General features: G+C 74.4%; 1 protein-coding gene. It reads left to right on the plus strand.

Annotated elements, in window-relative coordinates:
- Positions 1-86: 86 nt before the first annotated feature.
- Positions 87-2,171 (plus strand): SpoIIE family protein phosphatase (locus L0P92_RS44000; RefSeq protein ID WP_234768742.1); only part of this gene is annotated, 2,085 nt, incomplete at its 3' end.

Genomic DNA, 2,171 nt, shown 5'->3' on the forward strand with positions numbered 1-2,171 from the left:
GAGGCCGAGGGAGGGGGGGTGAGCCGTCGGCGACGCATCCTCCCCGGTACCCGCCCGGCATCCCGGCGAGAGCGAGATGAACGATCATGGACGAGCCCGTCAGCACCGGCCGGACGACGCCCCGGACGACGACACGGCCGCTCGACGAGGTGGTCGGCGAGGCTCTCACGGCCCGCGTCACCGTCGACGAACGCGCCACGGTGACCGGGTGGAACGCGGGGGCCGAACGGCTGCTGGGGTACCCGGCCGACCAGATCGTGGGACGCCCGGCGGCCGGGCTGCTGGCCGAGCCGATCCCCGCCGAGGATCTGCCGCCCTTCGCACGGCTGCCCAGATGGCACGGCGACGTCACCGTCCGGCACCGCGACGGCCGACGGCTGGAGATCAAGGTCCTGGCGCACCACAGGACGCCCGTGACGGGAGCGGGGGCGCACGTGGGGGCGGGCGCGGGCGAGTGGCTGCTGGTCTCCGCCCTGAGCGGACAGCGGCCCGAGCCGCTCGACGACACCTTCGTGACCTGGAGCTTCGCCCAGTCCCCGTGCTGCGCGCTGGCCCTCTACGACACCCGGCTCCGCCTGCGTCGCGCCAACGCGGACATGGAACGCACGACAGCCCTCACCGAGCGGGACATGATCGGGCTGCGCGTCAACGAGATCGTGGACGGCCCGGCCGGCGACCGGGCGGAACAGAGCATGGCGCGGGTGCTGGAGACCGGCGAGCCGCAGTACAACGAGAACTTCCTGCGCACCCCCGGTGAGACCCGCGAGCACGCCTGGTCGGTCCATATGTCGCCGCTGCGCGACGCGACGGGCGAGGTGCGCGGCGTCTGCCTGACCGCGCACGACATGACCGAGCAGTACTGGGCCCGGATGCGCCTGCAGCTGATCGCCGAGGCCGGCCGGCGGATCGGCACCACCCTCGACGTGATGCGTACGGCGCAGGAGCTGGCGGACGTGACGGTCCCGGAACTGGCCGACTTCATCAGCGTCGACCTGCTGACCTCCCTCGACGGCCCGCACGAGCCACATGAGCCGCGCGAGCCGCTCCCGGGCACCGGACTCCCGGCCGGCCCGCTGGCGCTGCGCCGGGCCGCCCACCAGTCCGTGACCCCGGGCATGCCGGAGGCGGTCGTCGCCCTCGGGGCCGTGGACGAGTACCCGGAGGGCTCCGCGCAGGTCGAGACGCTCCGCTCGGGACGGGCCAGGGTGTACGAGATGACGCACCCCGCGATCACCGCGCTGGTCGCCCGCGACCCGGTCCGGGCCTCCCGGGTCCGCGAGTTCGGCATGCACTCGGTGATGGCGGTACCCCTGTCCGCCCGCGGCATCACGCTGGGCGTCGCCGTCCTCGCCCGCCATCGCCAGCCGGAGGTCTTCCAGCAGGACGATCTGGTGCTGGCCGAGGAACTCGCGGCCAGGGCGGCCGTCTGCATCGACAACGCCCGCCGCTACACCCGCGAACGCGGCACGGCGGTCACGCTCCAGCGCAGCCTGCTGCCGCAGCGGCTGCCCGCGCAGGCGGCGGTGGAGGTCGCCTCCCGCTATCTCCCGGCGGGCGCGCACGCCGGCGTCGGCGGTGACTGGTTCGACGTGATCCCGCTGTCCGGGGCGCGGGTGGCGCTCGTCGTCGGCGACGTCGTCGGCCACGGCATCCACGCCTCCGCCACCATGGGCCGGCTACGGACCGCCGTACGCACCCTCGCCGACATCGATCTGCCCCCGGACGAACTGCTCACCCACCTCGACGACCTCGTGGCCCGGCTGTCCACCGACCGTGAGGACGACCGGCCGGCCGCCGACCGGTCCCCCGAGACCGGCGCCGGCGGCGAGGTCGGCGCGACCTGTCTGTACGCCGTGTACGACCCGATCTCCCAGCGCTGCACCCTGGCCCGGGCCGGGCATCCGCTGCCGGCCGTGGTGAGCCCCGACGGCACCGCCGACCTCGTCGACCTCCCGGCCGGCCCTCCGCTGGGCCTGGGCGGCCTGCCCTTCGAGTCGGCCGAGATCGACCTGCCGGAGGGCAGCCTGCTCGCCCTCTACACCAACGGCCTGATCAAGTCCCCGGACCGCGACATCGACGAGGGCGTCCTGCGCCTGCGCCGGCTGCTCACCGGCCCGCAGCCGACCCTGAACGCCCTGTGCGACAGCATCCTCACCGATCTCCTCCCACCC

Origin of the sequence: Streptomyces muensis (genome assembly GCF_021474425.1) — a bacterium.
Classification (GTDB): domain Bacteria; phylum Actinomycetota; class Actinomycetes; order Streptomycetales; family Streptomycetaceae; genus Streptomyces; species Streptomyces muensis.